Source organism: Streptococcus sanguinis (genome assembly GCF_003943655.1).
GTDB classification, from domain to species: domain Bacteria; phylum Bacillota; class Bacilli; order Lactobacillales; family Streptococcaceae; genus Streptococcus; species Streptococcus sanguinis_F.
The window spans coordinates 37,952-51,038 of record NZ_RJMM01000008.1; the positions used below are offsets into that span (position 1 = coordinate 37,952).

At 44.8% G+C, this 13,087-nt stretch carries 16 protein-coding genes; 12 read left to right on the forward strand and 4 right to left on the reverse strand.

The features are described from left to right. Positions 1-6 precede the first annotated feature (6 nt). From macP to D8886_RS05090, 4 genes are all read left to right on the forward strand, one after another. A complete protein-coding gene (macP, locus tag D8886_RS05075) occupies positions 7-429 on the forward strand; it encodes a cell wall synthase accessory phosphoprotein MacP (RefSeq protein WP_125434426.1) in 423 nt (140 codons plus the stop codon). Positions 430-504: 75 nt separating this feature from the next. Continuing rightward, a complete protein-coding gene (locus D8886_RS05080) occupies positions 505-1,197 on the forward strand; it encodes a 5'-methylthioadenosine/adenosylhomocysteine nucleosidase (RefSeq protein ID WP_125434427.1) in 693 nt (230 codons plus the stop codon). A gap of 13 nt (positions 1,198-1,210) precedes the next feature. Beyond that, a complete protein-coding gene (locus tag D8886_RS05085) occupies positions 1,211-1,519 on the forward strand; it encodes a DUF898 family protein (protein WP_125434428.1) in 309 nt (102 codons plus the stop codon). Between the two features lie 111 nt (positions 1,520-1,630). Next, positions 1,631-3,172, forward strand: a complete 1,542-nt coding sequence (locus D8886_RS05090; RefSeq protein ID WP_125434429.1) for an ABC-F family ATP-binding cassette domain-containing protein — start codon at positions 1,631-1,633, stop codon at positions 3,170-3,172. Between the two features lie 53 nt (positions 3,173-3,225). Here the strand turns inward: D8886_RS05090 and D8886_RS05095 are convergent, their stop codons facing one another. Genes D8886_RS05095 through D8886_RS05105 form a run of 3 tightly spaced genes read right to left on the reverse strand, consistent with a single transcriptional unit; the run spans position 3,226 to position 4,790 of the window. Further along, complete coding sequence (locus D8886_RS05095; protein WP_002897142.1) at positions 3,226-3,462, reverse strand: zinc-ribbon domain-containing protein; 237 nt, start codon at positions 3,460-3,462, stop codon at positions 3,226-3,228. A gap of 35 nt (positions 3,463-3,497) precedes the next feature. Further along, positions 3,498-4,316, reverse strand: coding sequence for a peptidylprolyl isomerase (locus D8886_RS05100; protein ID WP_125434430.1), 819 nt, complete (start codon positions 4,314-4,316; stop codon positions 3,498-3,500). A 54-nt stretch (positions 4,317-4,370) separates the two neighbouring features. After that, on the reverse strand, positions 4,371-4,790 hold the full coding sequence (locus tag D8886_RS05105) for an NUDIX hydrolase (protein ID WP_125434448.1): 420 nt from the start codon (positions 4,788-4,790) through the stop codon (positions 4,371-4,373). A gap of 227 nt (positions 4,791-5,017) precedes the next feature. Between D8886_RS05105 and D8886_RS05110 the strand changes: the two genes are divergently transcribed. The 3 genes from D8886_RS05110 to gloA2 all read left to right on the forward strand — a co-directional run bounded on the left by D8886_RS05110 (position 5,018) and on the right by gloA2 (position 8,140). After that, complete coding sequence (locus tag D8886_RS05110; protein WP_002894843.1) at positions 5,018-5,200, forward strand: PspC domain-containing protein; 183 nt, start codon at positions 5,018-5,020, stop codon at positions 5,198-5,200. A 132-nt stretch (positions 5,201-5,332) separates the two neighbouring features. Then, positions 5,333-7,639: a DNA translocase FtsK gene (locus tag D8886_RS05115; protein WP_125434431.1), complete on the forward strand. Its 2,307-nt coding sequence runs from the start codon at positions 5,333-5,335 to the stop codon at positions 7,637-7,639. Positions 7,640-7,753: 114 nt separating this feature from the next. Next, positions 7,754-8,140, forward strand: coding sequence for an SMU1112c/YaeR family gloxylase I-like metalloprotein (gloA2, locus tag D8886_RS05120; protein ID WP_125434449.1), 387 nt, complete (start codon positions 7,754-7,756; stop codon positions 8,138-8,140). Between the two features lie 110 nt (positions 8,141-8,250). Here the strand turns inward: gloA2 and D8886_RS05125 are convergent, their stop codons facing one another. Further along, the gene (locus D8886_RS05125) at positions 8,251-8,598 is read right to left on the reverse strand and encodes a DUF3397 domain-containing protein (RefSeq protein WP_125434432.1); all 348 of its coding nucleotides are present in this window, start codon (positions 8,596-8,598) and stop codon (positions 8,251-8,253) included. Between the two features lie 151 nt (positions 8,599-8,749). On the opposite strand from D8886_RS05125, the gene rplK reads away from it, so the two are divergent. From rplK to frr, 5 genes are all read left to right on the forward strand, one after another. Then, on the forward strand, positions 8,750-9,175 hold the full coding sequence (gene rplK, locus D8886_RS05130; protein ID WP_002894851.1) for a 50S ribosomal protein L11: 426 nt from the start codon (positions 8,750-8,752) through the stop codon (positions 9,173-9,175). A gap of 101 nt (positions 9,176-9,276) precedes the next feature. After that, entirely contained in the window at positions 9,277-9,966 is a 690-nt protein-coding gene (rplA, locus tag D8886_RS05135; protein WP_002894855.1) for a 50S ribosomal protein L1, read from the forward strand. A gap of 130 nt (positions 9,967-10,096) precedes the next feature. Then, a complete protein-coding gene (locus D8886_RS05140) occupies positions 10,097-11,548 on the forward strand; it encodes an APC family permease (RefSeq protein ID WP_125434433.1) in 1,452 nt (483 codons plus the stop codon). Positions 11,549-11,738: 190 nt separating this feature from the next. Beyond that, positions 11,739-12,464 carry a UMP kinase gene (gene pyrH / locus D8886_RS05145; RefSeq protein ID WP_125434434.1) on the forward strand — a complete coding sequence of 242 codons (726 nt, stop codon included), beginning with the start codon at positions 11,739-11,741 and terminating at the stop codon, positions 12,462-12,464. A gap of 19 nt (positions 12,465-12,483) precedes the next feature. Beyond that, entirely contained in the window at positions 12,484-13,041 is a 558-nt protein-coding gene (gene frr, locus D8886_RS05150) for a ribosome recycling factor (protein WP_125342347.1), read from the forward strand. The last annotated feature ends 46 nt before the right edge of the window (positions 13,042-13,087 follow it).

Here is a 13,087-nt window from a genome sequence, read left to right on the forward strand (position 1 = left end):
AGATTAATGGGAAAAGCTTTATTAACAGATGAAATCATTGAGCGGGCCAACCGCGGTGAGGATATTTCGGGGCCGCCTCTCATGGATGACGAGGAAACCAAGATTCTTTCAACTGGCAGAAGCTCCTATAGCTCGCAGCAGTCCAGCCAACAGGATACTCAATTTGGTTATCAAAGCCCTCAAAACCGCTTTGGGTATGAGGGAAATCGGTCTCAGCAGTCTCAGAGTCAATTTGGCTATCAGACTGCTCAAAACCAAGAGGAGTTTACAGATGAGACTCTGCACATTGAGGTAGATCCGACCGTGACTAAGAGCCGTCGGATTGAAAATCAGAAGCGGAGCCTCTTTCAAGCCAAACTCAATAAAATTCTCCTTTGGGTGGTCATCCTGCTTATTGGTTTGATTGCTGCTATTATTTGGTGGCCTTAAAACCTGCTATATTGCACTTAAAAGGAAGCCTAGCCTGTCTAAGCTTCTTTTTCATCAGATGATTTGAGGTATTATATGAAAATTGGAATTATCGCAGCCATGCCTGAAGAGCTGAAGATTCTGCTGGAGCATTTGAAAAATCCGCAGAAGCACCTGCGTTTGGGCCATGTCTATCATACGGGCTCCATCGGCTATCATGAAGTGGTCTTAGTCGAAAGCGGGATTGGCAAGGTCATGTCTGCTATGAGTGTGGCTGTTTTGGTCAATGACTTCAAGGTCACAGCCGTGATTAACACAGGCTCAGCTGGAGCAGTGGCAGAAGGTCTGGCTATCGGCGATGTGGTGGTCGCAGATCGTCTGGTCTACCATGATGTGGATGTGACGGCCTTTGGCTATGACTACGGTCAGATGGCGCGGCAGCCGCTCTATTTTGAAGCGAGCCGCTATCTGGTTGCTGAGATGAAGAAAATTTTGGAAAAAACCCATCAAAATGCAAGAGTAGGGTTGATTGCGACAGGTGACAGCTTTGTTGCTAGTCAAGATAAGATTGATCGCATTAAGGAGCATTTCCCTGATGTCTTAGCTGTGGAGATGGAAGGCGCAGCTATTGCTCAAGCCACACATTCGATCGGCCTGCCTTTTATGGTTATTCGCGCCATGAGCGATACGGCAAGTCATGATGCTAATGTCACTTTTGATGAATTTATTCTTGAAGCTGGTAAACGCTCTGCAGAAACCCTGATTCAATTTCTGAAAGAGTTGGTTTAAAGGGGGAGATAGTATGTACAAAGAGTCTTATTTTGATGGTGGTCTCTTTTCTTACATCGGTCATGTGATTTTAGCTACCTTGATTACAGTATTTACGCTGGGAATTTGTGCACCTTGGGGCATGTGTATCCTGTATAATTGGAAGATAAAACATACAGTTATTGACGGGCACCGTCTTTACTTTGACGGTACTGCCATGCAGCTTTTTGGAAATTGGATCAAGTGGTGGCTCCTGACCATTATTACCTTTGGTATTTATGGCTTTTGGCTGAAAATCAAACTGACCCAGTGGATTACCAAGCATACGCATCATGCGAATTGAGAACAGGCAAGCGAGACTTAAGTGGCTCGCTTTTCCTTTTCTTCTGTCTTGCCAAAAAATCCCTTTTGATGGTATAATCAAGGAACTGCAATCAATGACAGAGGAGAAAAAATGAGTATCTTAGAAGTAAAAAATCTCAGCCACGGTTTCGGAGACCGGGCTATTTTTGAGGATGTATCCTTCCGCCTGCTCAAGGGAGAGCATATCGGCCTGGTCGGTGCCAATGGCGAGGGAAAGTCAACCTTTATGAGCATTGTGACGGGCAAAATGCTGCCAGACGAAGGTAAGGTCGAGTGGTCCAAGTATGTGACGGCTGGCTATCTGGACCAGCATGCTGTTTTGGAGCAAGGCCAATCTGTCCGCGATGTCTTGCGTACGGCCTTTGATGAGCTTTTCAAGACAGAGGCGCGCATCAATGAAATCTATATGAGCATGGCTGAGGATGGAGCGGACGTTGATGCCCTGATGGAAGAAGTGGGTGAGCTGCAGAATCGCTTGGAGAGCCGAGATTTCTATACTCTAGATGCCAAGATTGACGAGGTCGCACGGGCACTGGGTGTTATGGATTACGGTATGGAGAGTGATGTGACGGAGCTATCTGGCGGACAGCGGACCAAGGTTCTCTTGGCTAAGTTGCTTTTGGAAAAACCGGATATCCTGCTCTTGGACGAGCCAACTAACTATCTGGATGCTGAGCACATTGATTGGCTCAAACTTTACCTACAGAACTATGAAAATGCCTTTGTTCTGATCTCGCATGATATTCCTTTCCTGAATGACGTGATTAATATCGTCTACCATGTGGAAAATCAGCACTTGACTCGTTATTCTGGCGACTACTATCAGTTTCAGGAAGTCTATGAGATGAAAAAATCTCAGCTGGAAGCAGCTTACGAGCGCCAGCAGAAAGAAATTGCGGACCTTAAGGATTTTGTGGCGCGTAATAAAGCCCGCGTAGCGACCCGTAATATGGCCATGTCCCGCCAGAAAAAGCTGGATAAGATGGACATTATTGAGCTGCAGAGTGAGAAGCCAAAGCCTACCTTTGACTTCAAGCCTGCCCGCACACCTGGCCGTTTTATCTTCCAAGCCAAAGATTTGCAGATTGGTTACGACCGACCGCTGACCCAGCCCCTTAACCTGACTTTTGAACGCAATCAGAAGGTGGCTATCATCGGGGCAAATGGGATTGGGAAAACGACCCTGCTCAAGAGTCTGCTGGGGATTATCCCGCCTATCGCAGGTCAAGTCGAGCGCGGGGACTATCTGGAGCTGGGTTATTTCGAGCAGGAAGTCGAAGGCGGCAATCGTCAGACACCGCTGGAAGCAGTCTGGAACGCCTTTCCGGCTCTTAACCAAGCAGAAGTCCGAGCAGCTCTGGCCAGATGTGGCCTGACTGCCAAGCACATCGAGAGCCAGATCCAGGTCCTTTCAGGTGGAGAGCAGGCCAAGGTCCGTCTGTGCCTCCTCATGAACCGAGAAAATAATGTTCTGGTGCTGGACGAGCCGACCAACCACCTGGATGTCGATGCCAAGGAGGAACTCAAACGGGCGCTGAAAGAATACAAGGGTAGCATTCTCATGGTCTGCCATGAGCCTGATTTCTATGAAGGCTGGATGGATCAGATTTGGGATTTTAACCAGTTGACTTGATAAAATTTAAAAAAGAAAAGAGATGATTCACTGGGAATCGTCTCTTTCTGTTACTAATAATTCAAAAACTGCTCGATTTCCTGCTTCTCAATCTGTTTGCCATGCTGGCAGACAGGGCAGGTGAGGTAATGTTTTCTACCGTAAGGAAAGGTAGGAATCCAATAGAGTGTAAACTTTCGGCCGGTTTCAATAATGTCCCAAGGTGCGACATTGTGGCAGTTGGCACACTCGATATTGCTTTGGGTCTGGCCTACGTTTTTCTGATAACCTTTATATCCCCAGATAATCATATTGATTTCCCTCCTTTATTGGTTGGGCAGCAAGCTTATTTGCTGAAGTCATAGTCCTTGATAATCTCGATTTTTTCAATCTTGATATCTTTTTTAGGCTTGTCATTATCGTCTGTTTCTGCGGCAGCGATTTTGTCCACTACATCCATCCCTTCCAGCACTTGGCCAAAGACGGTATAAGCTCCGCCATCTAAATTAGGATTTCCACCGTTTTTATAGGCTTCGATGATTTTGGCTGGGAAAGAATCCGTAGACATTTGGCTGGACAGGTCTTTCTTGCTTTGGTTAATGAAGAACTGACTGCCATTGGTATCAGGACCTGCATTAGCCATGGATAGGGCGCCACGAAGATTATAGAGATATGGAGAATACTCATTTTTAAAGCCGTTTCCAGAATCTTTAGACTTGTCTTTTCCCTTCCAGATAGACTCGCCTCCAGTGCCGTTTCCTTTAGGGTCTCCAGTCTGAATCATAAATTCATTGATAACGCGGTGGAATATAATGCCGTCATAATAGCCTTCTTTGGCATGGGTCAGGAAGTTTTCAACGGCCAGTGGGGCTTGTTTTGGAAAGAGCTTGATGCGGATATCGCCTTCAGTCGTTACCAACTTGACCTCCGCTTCATCTTCAGCAACTTCTGTAGATAGCTGCGGGAAGTTGGCATTTTCGTTGGTCATGGCATCCTTGTATTGCTCACGGAGTTTGCTGGTTTCCTCGGGGTCAGAGCTAGAGCTCACTAGTGAAGAACTACTGGATGGGTCGGAGGAGCTAGTTGTCTCCTCTTTCTTGCCTTTGCCAGAGCAGCCAGCCAAGACAAGCCCTGATAAGAGGCTGATAAGAAGAATTTTTTTCATATAAAACCTTTCTCACATTTGATTGTAAACTACTGATATTTTACTACAATTAAGCTAGTTTTTCAAACCCTCCTGTTTCAGACAATCCAGAAGCAGATTTTTAAGCCCTGCTGGCCGTAAGTTCAGGTTGCGAATTGCTTCTATGTCTAACCATTCAGGTTGATAGATGTTCTGGGCATGACTGCGAAGGGCTTCCTCGCCATGGATCATTGGAGCTGAGGTATGGCTGATACTGGCATGGAAATAGATTTCTAGGCGTTGGCCATTTCTGAAAGTAAAGGCTGGCTGCAGCTGCTTTTCAGACAAGCTCCAACCCAGCTCTTCCTGAATTTCTCGCTGAGCTGCTTGGACTGCAGTCTCACCTGACTCGGCTCTGCCGCCCGGTATCACGAAATACTCTTCTCCATTTTTCCAGCGGTGGATGAGTAGTATTTGCTTGGTTTGGGGATTGTAAAGAATGACTCCAGCTCGCATTATCATTCTCCTCCTATATTTTTACTGTAAACTGATTAGAATTTCCTTTTATTCTAACACAAGAACAAGAGTTTTGCTTGGACTTGCCAAGAGAATGGTAGAGAGAATACATTTATTTTGAGAAGATTAAGTTTTAAATGCAGAAGAAGTTTAGTAGTAGGCAGCCTTGTACATCATGAAAGAATATGGTAAAATAAATAAATTAAAAATAATAAGGAGTGTTTTCCATGGAGAAAAGACTGACAAGAGATGTCAAGAACAAAAAAATCGCTGGTGTATGTGCTGGTATCGCAAACTACTTTGATTTAGATCCAACCTTGGTTCGTGTTATTTGGATTCTTTTGGTCTGTGTGGCAGGTACAGGTGTCTTGGCTTACTTGATTGCCTGGGCGGTTATGCCAGAGGCATAATAAGAAATTACGTGATAGTGAAATGAGAACTGGCTAGTCCAGTTCTTTTTGCGTGGATAAATAAGTTTTTTTTGCTTCTGATTTAGATAAAAGATTTCTCATCTAAGGCTCAAATATGGTATAATAAGGGTTATGGCAACTAAGAAAAACACGAAAAAAGGCCGGACAACTCGCCGGCCGACAAAAGCAGAATTAGAAAGACAAAAAGCAATAAAGAGAATGATTGCCACCTTTGTGCTGGCTCTTATTCTTTTGTTTGCAGCAATTAAGCTGGGCGCCTTTGGGGTCACTATTTATAATATGATTCGCCTCTTGGTGGGAAGCTTGGCCTATCTGGCCATTCTGGCCAGCTTTGGCTATCTCTTTTTTTTCAAGTGGATGCACAAGCACGAGGGGACGGTTTCAGGATTTATCAGCCTCTTTTTGGGACTGGAGTTAATTTTCCAAGCTTATTTTGTCAGCGTTTTAAAGCTAGAAGGGGCAGCTGTCTTATCCACAACTCTAGGCAGGGTCTTGACTGATCTGACAGCCTTTAAGGTCAGCTCCTTCGCGGGTGGCGGCCTGCTGGGTTCTCTCTTATACGCACCTATCTCTTTCCTTTTTTCAAATATCGGCTCCTATTTCTTCGGCCTGCTACTCATTCTTTTAGGCGGTCTGCTTATGAGCCCTTGGTCTATCTATGACATTTCAGAAAAGGCTATGGTAGCCTTTCAAAATTGGAGAGAGAAGCAGGAAGAAAAGCGACAGCTCCGTTTCCTTGAGCAAGAAGAAAAAGCTGCACAGGCAGCTATGCAAGCTATTGAAGTAGAGCAAGAAGAACCTGATGTCGATCCTGAAACAGGAGAGATTTTAGATGACGAGGACTTGTCAGATACAGCTGTGGATTTTGACGAGACAGACTATGACGAACTAGGAGAGTATGACCCTCATGAGCCTCTGGACTTTGGTCGTGAAGAAGAGACGGAGGAGGCAGACTTAGATGCAGATGTTGAAGTGGATTTTACCGCTAAGGAAAGTCTGGACTATAAGCTGCCGACCATCAATCTCTTTGCGCCTGACAAGCCTAAAAACCAGTCCAAGGAAAAACGCATTGTCCGAGACAATATTAAGATTTTGGAAGAGACCTTTGCTAGTTTTGGCATCAAGGCTGCTGTTGAGCGGGCTGAAATCGGACCTTCCGTCACTAAGTACGAGGTCAAGCCAGCTGTCGGTGTTCGGGTCAATCGGATTTCCAATCTGGCTGATGACTTGGCTCTTGCCCTAGCTGCTAAGGATGTACGGATTGAGGCGCCGATTCCTGGAAAATCCCTAGTCGGAATTGAAGTGCCCAATTCTGAAGTTGCGACCGTAACTTTCCGAGAACTTTGGGACCAGTCTAAGACGGATGCCAGTAAGCTCCTAGAAATCCCGCTTGGTAAGGCTGTCAACGGCTCTATCCGCTCCTTTGACTTGGCTAAGATGCCCCATCTCTTGGTAGCGGGCTCTACTGGCTCTGGGAAATCTGTGGCCGTAAACGGTATTATCGCCAGCATTCTCATGAAGGCCAGACCTGATGAAGTCAAGTTTATGATGGTGGATCCTAAGATGGTGGAGCTGTCCGTTTATAATGACATTCCCCACTTGCTTATCCCAGTCGTAACTAATCCTCGCAAGGCCAGCCGCGCCCTGCAGAAAGTTGTGGACGAGATGGAAAACCGCTATGAACTCTTCTCCAAGGTTGGTGCCCGCAACATTGCCGGCTACAATGCTAAAGTAGCTGAGTACAATGCCCAATCAGAGTACAAGCAAGTTCCCCTGCCTTTAATCGTCGTCATCGTGGACGAGCTGGCTGACCTGATGATGGTGGCCAGCAAGGAAGTGGAAGACGCCATTATTCGTTTGGGACAAAAAGCGCGTGCGGCTGGGATTCACATGATTCTGGCTACCCAGCGACCGTCAGTAGATGTTATCTCGGGTCTGATTAAGGCCAATGTACCCTCTCGGATCGCCTTTGCTGTGTCCAGCGGGACAGACAGTCGGACCATTCTGGATGAAAATGGGGCGGAAAAGCTCTTGGGTCGAGGAGACATGCTCTTTAAGCCTATTGATGAAAACCACCCGGTTCGTTTGCAGGGTTCCTTTATCTCAGATGAAGATGTGGAGCGAATCGTAGCCTTTGTCAAGAATCAAGCTGAAGCTGACTATGATGACAGTTTTGATCCTGGCGAAGTATCTGAAAATGATTTTGATCCTGGTGGAGGCGACGATGAAGGCGATCCTCTCTTTGAAGAAGCCAAGGCCTTGATTATCGAGACTCAGAAAGCTAGCGCTTCTATGATTCAGCGACGACTCTCGGTCGGCTTTAATCGGGCCACTCGTCTTATGGAAGAACTTGAAGCAGCTGGCGTTATCGGTCCAGCCGAAGGAACCAAGCCAAGAAAGGTTTTGCAGACTAATTAATCTTTATTTTCACTAGTTTGCTAGCAAGATAATCATTTGATAAAAACAAATCTGCCAGCAGTCAGCCGGCAGATTTTCTCTACTTACACATTGCCAAGGGAAGGAAAAGAAGGTATGAAACTAGACACCATTCACCATATAGCTATCATCGGTCATGATTATGTCAAGACCAGGGAGTTTTATGTGGACAAGCTGGGCTTTGATATGCTGGATGAGCACCACCGACCAGACAAACAGGATATTCTCTTTAATGTCCGCAAGGGAAATCTGACTCTGGAAATTTTCATCAAGGAAGAAGCTCCTAAGCGGCCAGCCCTGCCACATCCTGAGCATACTGGTCTGAGGCATCTGGCTTTCCGAGTAACAAATGTCGAAGAAACGCTAGCGGAATTTGACCGTTTGGAGATTCCTCATACCGAGTTGCGCTATGACGACTTCGACGGTCGTAAGATGGCTTTCTTCTTTGATCCGGACGGCCTGCCTCTGGAGATTCACGAATAAGACTAGGAGCATCGGAAGGTCCCTTTTTCTCGGTAAAAGAATGACTTGTGAATCTCACATATGAAAAACCCATCGGCTATCTGATAACCGATGGGTTTTATTTGACATTGTTACAAAAAGAGTCCGATGACCATGGCTAGATACATGAAGAAGGTCAAAAGAAAACCAGCCCGCCAGAAGAACTTAAAGAACTTAGGATAGTAGAAGCTTCGTTTTTTCTTGAGAAAATAGATGGTGATAGCGATAGTGAGAACTGAGAGAGCTAGGGTCAGCTGGGGCAGCAAGCTATGATAGTAGGCCTTGTCTGAAATGATATAAAATTCCACAACAAAAAGCGGAAAAGCCAAGTCCGCAAAGTTTAAACCGTATTTTCTTAATTGAAAAACTCGCACTGTAATAGTGGTTAAAATCAAAGTTAAAAAGATAAATAAAATCGAAGCAATCTTTAATAGTGTCATAAGATTATTTTACCACAAAAAATTCAAAAAAGAAGATAAAATTCTTTGCATTTAACAAAGTTTAGTGTATAATAGAAAGGTATGCGAAAAGCATACTTGTGGGAGGTAAAAATCTTTATTTACCGCCAAAACCACAAAGGAGGATTTAAAAATGGCTAAAAAAGTCGAAAAACTTGTAAAATTGCAAATCCCTGCTGGTAAAGCTACTCCAGCTCCACCAGTTGGTCCTGCGCTTGGTCAAGCCGGTATCAACATCATGGGATTCACTAAGGAGTTCAACGCTCGTACAGCTGACCAAGCTGGTATGATTATTCCAGTTGTTATCTCAGTATACGAAGATAAATCATTCACTTTCGTGACTAAGACTCCACCAGCTGCTGTTCTTTTGAAGAAAGCTGCAGGTGTTGAAAAAGGTTCTGGTGAACCAAACAAGACGAAAGTTGCAACAGTTACTCGTGCGCAAGTACAAGAAATTGCTGAAACTAAGATGCCAGATTTGAACGCTGCAAACATCGAGTCTGCAATGCGTATGATTGAAGGTACTGCTCGTTCTATGGGATTCACTGTTGTTGACTAATCAATAACGCTCATCCCATTTGCCCGCACTACACTTGATCAGATTGACGAGTGACGTGGGAGATGAAAATCGATTGAACCACTTACAAGGAGAAAGATAAAATGGCTAAAAAAAGCAAACAACTTCGTGCTGCTCTTGAAAAAATCGACAGCACAAAAGCATACAGCGTAGAAGAAGCTGTAGCACTTGCAAAAGAAACTAACTTTGCAAAATTCGACGCAACTGTAGAAGTTGCTTACAACTTGAACATCGACGTTAAGAAAGCTGACCAACAAATCCGTGGCGCAATGGTATTGCCAAACGGAACTGGTAAAACTTCACGCGTTCTTGTTTTCGCACGTGGTGCTAAAGCAGAAGAAGCGAAAGCTGCTGGTGCAGACTTCGTTGGTGAAGATGACCTGGTTGCAAAAATCAACGACGGTTGGTTGGACTTTGACGTAGTAATCGCTACACCTGACATGATGGCACTTGTAGGTCGCCTTGGACGTGTCCTTGGACCTCGTAACTTGATGCCAAACCCTAAGACTGGTACAGTAACAATGGACGTTGCAAAAGCAGTTGAAGAGTCTAAAGGTGGTAAGATTACTTACCGTGCAGACCGTGCAGGTAATGTACAAGCTATCATTGGTAAAGTTTCATTTGAAGCTGACAAGTTGGTTGAAAACTTCAAAGCTTTCAACGACACAATCCAAAAAGCGAAACCAGCTACTGCTAAAGGTACTTACGTAACGAACCTGACTATCACTACTACACAAGGTGTTGGTATCAAGGTTGACGTAAACTCACTTTAAGAATTTGAATAGAACTGCCTTCGGGTCGTTCTTTTTTTGAAATAAAAATGATGATAGCGGTTACAATTGCAAAGAAACATGTTATAATGTTATAGAATCAATTTAATTTATAACAAAAGGAGACGGTGTCATGAAAAAAGATCAGAACCAGCTAACCTGGCTGATGGTATCTCTGATTGCTTTTAATATGGTCTGGGGTCTGGGAAATGTGGTAAACAACTATTCCCAGCAGGGCATTTCGGTAATTGTTTCTTGGATTCTTATCCTTGCAATTTACTTTATTCCCTATGCCCTCATCGTGGGGCAGCTTGGATCAACTTTCAAGGAGAGTGGAGGCGGTGTCAGTGACTGGGTGGAGAAAACCTCTACCAAGCGGCTGGCTTATTTTGCGGCCTGGACTTACTGGGTGGTGCATATTCCTTATCTGGCTCAAAAGCCACAGGGAGTTTTGATTCCGCTGGGCTGGGCTATTCAGGGGAATGGAGACTTTTTGAGCGGTCTTGATATTCACTGGATCGTTATTCTTAGCTTGCTGATTTTCGGTGCCTTTCTCTACTTGTCTACCAAGGGACTGTCAACTCTCAAGGTGATTGGGGGGCTAGCTGGCAGTGCCATGCTGATTATGTCCTTCCTCTTCGTTCTTTTAGCGGTCGGGGCGCCTTTTATCAAGCCTGACATGCAGTTTGCGACGGCCAATATGGATAAGCTCAGCACCTATATTCCCAACTTTGATTTTTCTTATTTCACGACTATCTCTCTCTTAGTCTTTGCGGTCGGTGGAGCAGAGAAAATCTCTCCTTACGTTAATCAAACACGCAATCCAGCCAAGGAATTTCCAAAGGGGATGATTGTTATGGCTGTCATGGTTGGTGCTTCTGCTATCTTGGGTTCTCTAGCTATGGGCATGCTTTTTGATGGCAGCAATATTCCTGAGGATTTGATGCGAAACGGCGCTTATCAAGCCTTCCAAAAGCTGGGCAACTACTGGGGAGTGGGCAATGTACTAGTAGTCATCTATGCCCTGACCAATATGGTTGGACAGATTGCAGCACTGGCTTTCTCTATCGACGCTCCGCTGCAAATCATGCTCAATAATGCTGATGAAGAGTTTGTCCCAAGCTGGCTGCGCAAGCGGACATCAAAAGGAGTCCTCATTAACGGTTACATCTTGACAGGGATTTTGGTTAGCTTCTTGATTATTCTGCCTATCTTTGGAATCAAAGAAATTGACGGTCTGGTCAAATGGATGACCAATCTCAACTCTATCGTTATGCCAATGCGGTATCTCTGGGTTTTCCTTGCCTTCATGATGTTAAATAAGGCCTGGAAGAAGTACAAGAATGCAGAGTACAAATTTACCAAAAATCCAAAAGTTGGTTTTGCCATCGGAGCTTGGTGTTTCCTCTTTACAGCCTTTGCCTGCATTTTAGGGATGGTTCCCAAAGTAGACTATGCTACAGACCCTGCTGGCTGGCAATTCTCTCTCTTGACCAATATTTTGACCCCAATCGTCTTAATCAGTCTGGGTGTCATCCTGCCAATCTTGGCTAAGCGAGAAAAGAAACAGTCGCTCAAGCAGTGAGTAGACCTAGCAAAAGATGATTAAAGTATTTATTCCCAGTCCTATCTGATGATAGGGCTGGTTTTTCTGTGAAATGAGCTTATCTGCTCTGCTATTTTACAAAAAGGAAAAAAGAAAAATTTCGGTGATTTAACTATATAAAAATCTCAAAATGTGGTAAAATAGTACAGATAAAATAAGGAGTAAAAAAATGGTAGAACCTAAGTATAAGCGTATTTTGATTAAGTTGTCGGGTGAAGCTCTTGCCGGTGAAAAAGGCGTTGGTATTGATATTCAAACCGTTCAGAAGATGGCGGAAGAAATCAAAGAAGTTCACAATTTGGAAGTTCAGATTGCTCTGGTTATCGGAGGTGGAAACCTTTGGCGGGGTGAGCCGGCAGCAGAAGCGGGTATGGATCGTGTGCAGGCCGATTATACTGGTATGTTAGGCACTGTCATGAATGCGCTGGTAATGGCGGATTCGCTGCAGCAAGTCGGTGTAGATACGCGCGTGCAGACTGCGATTGCTATGCAGCAGGTAGCTGAACCTTATATCCGAGGTCGGGCTCTTCGTCATCTGGAAAAAGGCCGTATCGTCATTTTCGGTGCTGGTATTGGTTCTCCTTATTTTTCAACTGATACAACCGCTGCCTTACGTTCAGCAGAGATTGAAGCAGATGCGATTCTTATGGCTAAAAATGGTGTGGATGGTGTTTACAATGCCGATCCTAAGAAAGACAAGACCGCTGTTAAGTTTGATGAGCTGACTCACCGAGATGTCATCAGCAAGGGACTGCGGATTATGGACTCAACGGCTTCGACCTTGTCTATGGACAATGATATTGACTTGGTTGTCTTTAACATGAATGAGACGGGCAATATCAAACGCGTTGTTATCGGTGAGCAAATCGGAACAACAGTATCAAATAAATTATAAGAACGGAGATTAGAAACTCATGGCAAATGCAATTGTAGAAAAAGCAAAAGAAAGAATGACCCACTCGCACCAAAGTCTGGCTCGTGAATTTGGTAGCATCCGTGCAGGCCGCGCTAATGCCAGCCTTTTGGACCGCATCCATGTCGAGTACTATGGAGTAGAAACTCCGCTCAACCAAATCGCATCGATTACGATTCCGGAAGCGCGTGTTCTTTTGGTGACACCTTTTGACAAGTCTTCTATCAAGGACATTGAGCGCGCGCTTAATGCTTCTGACCTCGGGATTACGCCAGCCAGCGATGGCTCTGTGATTCGTCTGGTCATTCCAGCTCTGACAGAGGAAACTCGCCGTGACTTAGCTAAAGAAGTGAAAAAGGTCGGTGAAAATGCTAAAGTTGCTATCCGTAACATTCGCCGCGATGCTATGGACGAAGCTAAGAAGCAAGAAAAAGCTAAAGAAATCACTGAAGACGACTTGAAGACCTTGGAAAAGGATATTCAAAAAGTAACGGACGATGCTGTCAAACATATCGATGAGATGACAGCAAATAAAGAAAAAGAACTTTTAGAAGTTTAACATTTTTATCAGAATCAAAACTCAGTTGGCTTTGGCTGACTGAGTT

Bases quoted from the DNA above. Each gene is read 5' to 3' on its own strand.
- D8886_RS05100 (WP_125434430.1), bottom strand. From the start codon at position 4,316: ATGAAAAAAATTCTTCTTATCAGCCTCTTATCAGGGCTTGTCTTGGCT.
- D8886_RS05115 (WP_125434431.1), top strand. From the start codon at position 5,333: ATGGCAACTAAGAAAAACACGAAAAAAGGCCGGACAACTCGCCGGCCG.
- D8886_RS05140 (WP_125434433.1), top strand. From the start codon at position 10,097: ATGAAAAAAGATCAGAACCAGCTAACCTGGCTGATGGTATCTCTGATT.
- D8886_RS05105 (WP_125434448.1), bottom strand. From the start codon at position 4,790: ATGCGAGCTGGAGTCATTCTTTACAATCCCCAAACCAAGCAAATACTA.
- frr (WP_125342347.1), top strand. From the start codon at position 12,484: ATGGCAAATGCAATTGTAGAAAAAGCAAAAGAAAGAATGACCCACTCG.
- macP (WP_125434426.1), top strand. From the start codon at position 7: ATGGGAAAAGCTTTATTAACAGATGAAATCATTGAGCGGGCCAACCGC.
- pyrH (WP_125434434.1), top strand. From the start codon at position 11,739: ATGGTAGAACCTAAGTATAAGCGTATTTTGATTAAGTTGTCGGGTGAA.
- D8886_RS05085 (WP_125434428.1), top strand. From the start codon at position 1,211: ATGTACAAAGAGTCTTATTTTGATGGTGGTCTCTTTTCTTACATCGGT.
- D8886_RS05095 (WP_002897142.1), bottom strand. From the start codon at position 3,462: ATGATTATCTGGGGATATAAAGGTTATCAGAAAAACGTAGGCCAGACC.
- D8886_RS05080 (WP_125434427.1), top strand. From the start codon at position 505: ATGAAAATTGGAATTATCGCAGCCATGCCTGAAGAGCTGAAGATTCTG.
- D8886_RS05125 (WP_125434432.1), bottom strand. From the start codon at position 8,598: ATGACACTATTAAAGATTGCTTCGATTTTATTTATCTTTTTAACTTTG.
- D8886_RS05110 (WP_002894843.1), top strand. From the start codon at position 5,018: ATGGAGAAAAGACTGACAAGAGATGTCAAGAACAAAAAAATCGCTGGT.
- rplA (WP_002894855.1), top strand. From the start codon at position 9,277: ATGGCTAAAAAAAGCAAACAACTTCGTGCTGCTCTTGAAAAAATCGAC.
- D8886_RS05090 (WP_125434429.1), top strand. From the start codon at position 1,631: ATGAGTATCTTAGAAGTAAAAAATCTCAGCCACGGTTTCGGAGACCGG.
- gloA2 (WP_125434449.1), top strand. From the start codon at position 7,754: ATGAAACTAGACACCATTCACCATATAGCTATCATCGGTCATGATTAT.
- rplK (WP_002894851.1), top strand. From the start codon at position 8,750: ATGGCTAAAAAAGTCGAAAAACTTGTAAAATTGCAAATCCCTGCTGGT.